The 6,202-nt window shown below is 66.0% G+C and carries 6 protein-coding genes; 4 read left to right on the top strand and 2 right to left on the bottom strand.

All coding sequences use genetic code 11. From position 1 onward, the window contains the following. Positions 1–34 precede the first annotated feature (34 nt). A complete protein-coding gene (locus MOQ72_RS18090; RefSeq protein WP_242184925.1) occupies positions 35–331 on the bottom strand; it encodes a class I SAM-dependent methyltransferase in 297 nt (98 codons plus the stop codon). Positions 332–713: 382 nt separating this feature from the next. Here MOQ72_RS18090 and MOQ72_RS18095 point away from each other — a divergent pair, with 382 nt between their 5' ends. The 3 genes from MOQ72_RS18095 (at position 714) to MOQ72_RS18105 (ending at position 4,109) form a co-directional block, all read left to right on the top strand. Continuing rightward, positions 714–1,964, top strand: coding sequence for a sensor histidine kinase (locus tag MOQ72_RS18095; RefSeq protein ID WP_242184926.1), 1,251 nt, complete (start codon positions 714–716; stop codon positions 1,962–1,964). Between the two features lie 2 nt (positions 1,965–1,966). Continuing rightward, on the top strand, positions 1,967–2,626 hold the full coding sequence (locus tag MOQ72_RS18100) for a response regulator (RefSeq protein ID WP_242184934.1): 660 nt from the start codon (positions 1,967–1,969) through the stop codon (positions 2,624–2,626). Between the two features lie 160 nt (positions 2,627–2,786). After that, complete coding sequence (locus tag MOQ72_RS18105; RefSeq protein ID WP_308197902.1) at positions 2,787–4,109, top strand: acyltransferase family protein; 1,323 nt, start codon at positions 2,787–2,789, stop codon at positions 4,107–4,109. A 122-nt stretch (positions 4,110–4,231) separates the two neighbouring features. On the opposite strand, the gene MOQ72_RS18110 is transcribed toward MOQ72_RS18105, so the two are convergent. Continuing rightward, positions 4,232–4,807 carry a CGNR zinc finger domain-containing protein gene (locus MOQ72_RS18110; RefSeq protein ID WP_242184928.1) on the bottom strand — a complete coding sequence of 192 codons (576 nt, stop codon included), beginning with the start codon at positions 4,805–4,807 and terminating at the stop codon, positions 4,232–4,234. Between the two features lie 103 nt (positions 4,808–4,910). Here MOQ72_RS18110 and MOQ72_RS18115 point away from each other — a divergent pair, with 103 nt between their 5' ends. After that, positions 4,911–6,095 carry an epoxide hydrolase family protein gene (locus tag MOQ72_RS18115; protein WP_242184929.1) on the top strand — a complete coding sequence of 395 codons (1,185 nt, stop codon included), beginning with the start codon at positions 4,911–4,913 and terminating at the stop codon, positions 6,093–6,095. Positions 6,096–6,202: the final 107 nt, after the last annotated feature.

Genomic DNA, 6,202 nt, shown 5'->3' on the forward strand with positions numbered 1-6,202 from the left:
CGTTGTGGACGGTGTGCGGGATCGGGGTCGTGGTTCAGGCGGCTTCGGCTTCGATGACCGACATCCAGCCGTCGGTCGGGAGGATGCGGGTCAGGCGCAGGCCAGCGTTGGTGAACAGGCGGTGGAAGTCGGCTTCCGTGCGTTCCCGGCCTGGCACGACCACCATGATCGCGATGTCGGTCAGTTTGCCGAGATGGGGCTCGTTGCCAGCGGGCAATGCCGCGTCGATGGCGACGACTGGCCGGGGCGGCGCCGGTGCTCTCGGCCAGTTCGGCCGGGGTGCGGGGACCGGCGACGAGGTGGTCGGCGATGTCCAGGAGCGCGGCGGCACGCAGCGCGCTGGCGTAGAGAAACGCCATGGATTCCTGGAGCAGGAACCGGGGCGGATCGGGCGTGGGGACGTGCTCGTCGGTAGCCATGCGTCCTTGATGCCGGAGGAAGAGCCGACGCAGGACCCATGTCGCGCGATTTCACCTGAATTGCGCAGGTGTCTGCTGACCCGGCAGGCAGGTTCAACGAACGGGCGGTGCTCAACCTCCAACCGAGCCGGTCGAGGTCCCGGAAGCGGTGGCGGCAACCGGAGCTCGACGCCACAGAACACCGCATACCTCGCCGACCACCATATTCACGACGAGACCGACAATCCGGCATGGCGATTGCAGCGGATACCCTCGCCGAGGACCACTACGACCCGCGGAGTTGAACCTTCCCCGATGGCGAAATCCAAGCGCAGGCGCGATCCGGCTGAGCAACCGCGCCCCCAGGTGAAGCCGGTCGTCTGGGTCGCGGGCGTGCTGGGCGTTCTCGCGCTGTCGCTGGCGGCCGTGGCGATCCCGCTCAACGCCGCGGTATTCGGGATGTCGCTGGCTTTGGCGTTCCCGCTCGGCATCGCCCACGCCGGATCAATCGGCATCGCGCTTTTCTTCCCGCGGTCTGCAACCGCCATCTCCTGTTCAGCCGTGTTCCTGCTCGCGATGGCGGCCCGCAGCGACGATCCCACGGCTATCTGGCCGGTCTCGGTGACGACACTGATCGGCCAGGGGCTGTTGATCAGTGTGCTCGGCGCGCACCAAGCATGGCCGACCGGCCTGTGGTGCTGGCTCGGTGGTGTCGCGGCGGCTGCCGGAGGCGTCGTGCTCGCACCGCGCAACGTGCCGACGGATGCCGTGGCGGGAAACCTCGTTCTGTTCGGCGCGGTCACCGGTGGTGCGCTCGGCGGCGCGCTGGTGGTGCGGCAGTGGCGGCAGATCTCCTCGCAGCTCGTGCAGGAACGCAGGCTCAGCGCCGACGAACACGCCAAGCGGGTGGTGGCCGAGGAGAAGACCCGGATCGCCCGCGAGCTGCACGATGTGATCGCGCACAGCATGTCGCTCATCAACGTGCAGGCGACCACCGCGCAGTACCGGCACCCATGCCTCGATCCACGGCTCGCCGCGGAGTTCGACGAAATGGCAGCGGCGTCACGGCGTGCGTTGCGCGAGATGCGTGGCGTGCTGGGGGTGTTGCGGGACGGCCAGACCGGCGGCGAGCTGGTTCCGCAGCCCAGCCTGGCCCGCATTCCAGAGCTGATCGACAGCGCCAGCCGCGCAGGCGTGGACGTTTCCGCGCATGGCACGGAGTTGCTGGAAGACCGAACGGACAGCGAAATCGCTGGCATCGCGGCGTTTCGCATCGTGCAGGAAGCGTTGAGCAACGTCACCAGGCACGCCCCTGGCACGCGGACCGAGGTGCGTTTCGGTCGATCTAGCGGTGAGCTGACGATCACCGTGCGCAACACCGCCCCGGACCGGGTGGTGAATCCGGTGCCCAGCGGTGGGCACGGTCTCGTCGGCATGCAGGAGCGGGTCGCGATCGTCAACGGATCTGTCCACTTCGGACATACTGGCGACGGTGGCTACGAAGTGTGCGCGGTTCTTCCGCTGAACCACACGGACAACGATTCGCAGGAGCGGGAGATCCAGTGACCATCATCAAGGTGCTCGTCGTCGACGACCAGGCAATGGTGCGGGCCGGATTCGCCGCCCTGCTCGACGCCCAGCCCGACATGGAGGTGATCGGGGAGGCGGACAACGGCGCCCGCGCGATCGAAATCGCCCACGCCCGCCACCCGGACGTCGTCGTGATGGATGTGCGGATGCCGGTGCTCAACGGCATCGACACAACGCGGCACCTGATGAACCAGCCCGCACCCGTGCCCCGCGTGCTGATGCTGACGACCTTCGACATCGACGACTACGTGTACGCGGCGATCCGGGCGGGGGCCAGCGGCTTCCTGCTCAAGGATGCGCTGCCTGCCGATCTGGTTTCGGCAGTGCGCGTGGTCGCCGATGGCGAGGCACTGCTGGCGCCGACGGTGACGCGTCGGCTGATCGAGCACTTCGCCCGGTCGGCCCCACCGCGCCAGGCCACCGCACCGCAGCTCGCGGCGCTCACCCAGCGGGAGCGCGAGGTACTGGTCCACGTGGCGCAAGGACTTTCGAACAACGAGATCGCCGACGCGTTGTTCATCTCCGAGCAAACCGTGAAAAGCCACGTCAGTCGCATCATCGGCAAGCTGGGAATCCGCGACCGGGTGCAGGCTGTCATCGCAGCCTACGAAAGCGGGTTGGTCGCCCCCGGCGCATGATGCGCGAAGGTGCCTAGTACCGGGGATGGAGAGTTCGCCTGACCCCCTACCCCAGTAGGGGTCTGCAATGCGCTCCCAGGACGGACGCGATCACAGCCGCTGAATACATACGCTTTTCCAACCGGGAATTCGTCCGGATTTTTTCACGGGAGAAGCGATAGTGGCCGTTCTGCGCACGCATATTGCACCGACACCGGAGCCGACTGCCGGACCAGGTCCGGCCCGCGACCGGGTTCTCGACTTAGTCCGATCCGCTTGCCTGGTGGTCGTTGTCGTCCTGCACGCCATGATGGCGGGCATCGAGGTCAACACCTCGGGCATTCAGATCACGAATGCCCTGGAAAACCAGAAATGGTTTGTCCCGGTCTCCTGGATCATCCAGGTAATGCCCCTGTTCTTCGCTGTCGGCGGATTCGCCGGAATTACGCAGTGGCGCCGAATGCGCGCCGCCGGTGCGACGCCAGCCGATTTCGTCCGGACCCGCCTAACTCGGCTCGCCCGGCCCGCACTTGTTGCCTTCGCGGCGATCGCAGGCGCGCTGGCGGTGGCGAACGCGGCCGGGGTCTCGCCGGACCTACTCGCGCAAGTCGGGTTCCGGATGAGCCAACCGATGTGGTTCATCGGCGTCTACTTGGGGACTTCCGCGCTGGTCCCGCTGCTGTGCCGACAGCACGAGCGAGCGCCGCGAGCAACGCTGGCGCTGCTCGTCGCGCTCGCGCTCGGCGTCGATCTGCTGTCGATCGCCACCAATTCGCCGGAGATCGGGTTCTGCAACCTCGCGTTCGTCTGGCTGGCCATCCAGCAGATCGGTTTCTGGTACGCCGACGGCTGGTTCCGGTTCCGGTCGAACGGTCAGCTGCTGGCCGTGGCGCTCGGCGCGTTCGCGTTGCTGGTGACGAGCACGGCCGCCGGGCCCTACCCCGCCGACATGCTGGCCAACCTCAACCCGCCGACCAGCAACCTGATTCTGCTCGGCGTCGTCCAGGTATGCCTGCTGTCACTCGTCGCCGCACGCCTCGCGGTCCGCATGAGTCGACCGGGCCTGCGCACGTACGTCGACGCGATCTGCAAGCACTCGCTGACCATCTACCTCTGGCACATGCCCGCCCTGGTGCTGCTCGCCGCCACGCTCCTGGTACTGGGATTGCCGTGGCCGGAGCCGCTCGGCTCCACATGGTGGCTGACCCGTGGCATGTGGTTGGCCGGGATCTCACTGGTCCTCATCCCGCTCGCCGCCTGGCTGGGCCGGTTCGAGCGCGGGACCACCGAATCTCCTCGCCGCACGCCCGGATTCGCCGCGGCCGGTGTGGTCATCGCCATTGGGGGCATCATCGCGGTGCTGGTCGCAGGATTCACAATCGGCTCAGCAACAAGCGCTGCGCTCCTGCTCCTGGTAGCGCTACGCCTGCAAAAATCCCCAAGACCGATGCTGCGGGTCCGCAGCAACTCGGAGCTGAGCGCGCGGAGATCGTTTTCGCCGTAGACGTACTGATTGAGGACGTTGATCGAAGGCGACGGATGGCTCTTAGTGGTGCCGCTGGGGTGCACCCAACGCGACAGATGTGTCGCAGGCGTGGGGCCCACTTGGATGTACCGAGGTAACGATCACTCCGCTGATCTGGGGTTTTTGCGCTGGTTGGCATTGAAGCGCGCTTTCTTCTGACGATTCCCGCACGTGTTCATGTCACACCATTTGCGGGTGCGACTTTGGCTGGTGTCGAAGAAGGCGGCTTGGCAGGTTGGTGATGCGCACAAGGCCAATTTTCCGTCTCGTTCGCCTGCGATGATGCTGATCGCATCGGCGGCGATCACGCTGAGGGCATCTTCCACGCAGGAAGCCGAGCTGAGCCGCCATTGCCGCTTACCCTCGGGCGTCAGGATCGCAGCGGCCCGACCCTCAGCGCTGCAGTCATTGATGACTTGGACAGCAGACGCAGGGAGAGCGTCCTGGATCGCGGCCGCTGTCGCGGCGGCGTGAATCGACTCCCTCAGTTCCCGAGCGAGGTCGAGCTGGGCAGTGGTGCAGGAGTCCACGGCGAGACCGTTCACCGCCAGCCAGTCGACGAGTCGGTGCGGCGTGGGAATGCGCTCCACGGCGTTGCCATGACGCTCCGTCAGAGTCGCCGTGAAGCTGGTCGCTAGCACGTTACCGAGGCGAAAGTCAGGGAACCCAGCACGCATGGAACCACCTTAGCTGGTTGCACGCTGACATGAAGACATGCTAGAACCGTCTTAGCCGGTTCGCGATAGTTCGTAGCCGGTTCCGCGATGGCCAGGAGGTCTCATGCCCCGCCCAACCAGCGACGTGCAAGCATTTGAAGCCCACGCAACTGACGCTGACCTCGACGATCTGCGCGCGCGACTAGCCGCGGCGCGGCTACCGGAGGCCGAGACGGTCTATCGCGCCGCGCCCGACCCTCGCCGATGGGAACAGGGCGTTCCTCTCGCCGACCTCGTCGATGTCGTGAACTACTGGCGCACCGGGTACAAGTGGCGGTCGTTCGAAGAGCGCCTTAACCGCATCGGCCAGTTCCGCACGACCATTGATGATCTGGGAATCCACTTCCTGCACCGCCGATCCGCGCGCGCAGATGCCACTCCTCTGATCTTGACGCACGGCTGGCCAGGCAGCATTGCTGAGTTCATCGATGTAGTAGACGAGCTGGCAGATCCGAAAGATGCAGACGCGCCAGCGTTCCACGTCGTGGTCCCGTCGTTGCCAGGCTTTGGTTACAGCGACAAGCCGACCACCACCGGGTGGGGAATCGGAAAGATCGCGGCCGCATGGGTGGAACTGATGGAAAGGCTCGGCTACAGCAAGTTCGCAGCCCACGGCGGCGACTGGGGAGGTGTGATCACCACGGTCCTCGGCGGCAGGTTCCCGGCGCACGTTCTCGGCATCCACACGCTGACCCCACAGGCACCGCCCGGGTTGACAACGCACGGGCTGACGGCGTCCGAGCGCAAATGGACCGAGGAAACCCGCGATTTCTGGGGCGGCCCCCGCGCGGCGTACGCGAAGCAGCAGGCCTCCCGACCGCAGACCATCGGCTACTCGCTCGCCGACTCACCAGTCGGGCTTCTCGCCTGGATCCTTGACAAGTTCGCCGAGTGGACAGACACCGAAGACAGCCCGTTCGAGACGATTTCCAGAGACAGCATTCTCGACGACGTCACCCTGTATTGGCTGACGCGGACCGGCGCATCGGCAGCCCGCATCTACTACGAAAGCCATGGCGGTGTCAACTCGCTCGACCCCGAACTTCGGGTCGACGTCCCCTCAGCAATCAGTATGTATCCCCGCGACATCGAGAAGTGTCCGCGCCCCTGGGCACAGGAGCGGTACCGACAGATCGTCCGATGGAGGTCGCCCGAAATCGGGGGACATTTCCCGTCGCTGGAGGTTCCCGAGTATTTCGTCAAAGATCTACAAGAGGGCCTCGCGGCAGTGCTGGCCGCTAATCGGTGAACGCGGCTGGGTGCCGGGCACTCGATCACCGGTCAGGCGGAGGCGGCCAGCCAGGCCGAGCGGCCCGCGTGGGTCGGCAGCCAGCAGCCCTTGGCCTCGGCACCGAC

The organism is Saccharopolyspora soli (assembly GCF_022678645.1).
GTDB classification, from domain to species: Bacteria; Actinomycetota; Actinomycetes; order Mycobacteriales; family Pseudonocardiaceae; genus Saccharopolyspora; species Saccharopolyspora soli.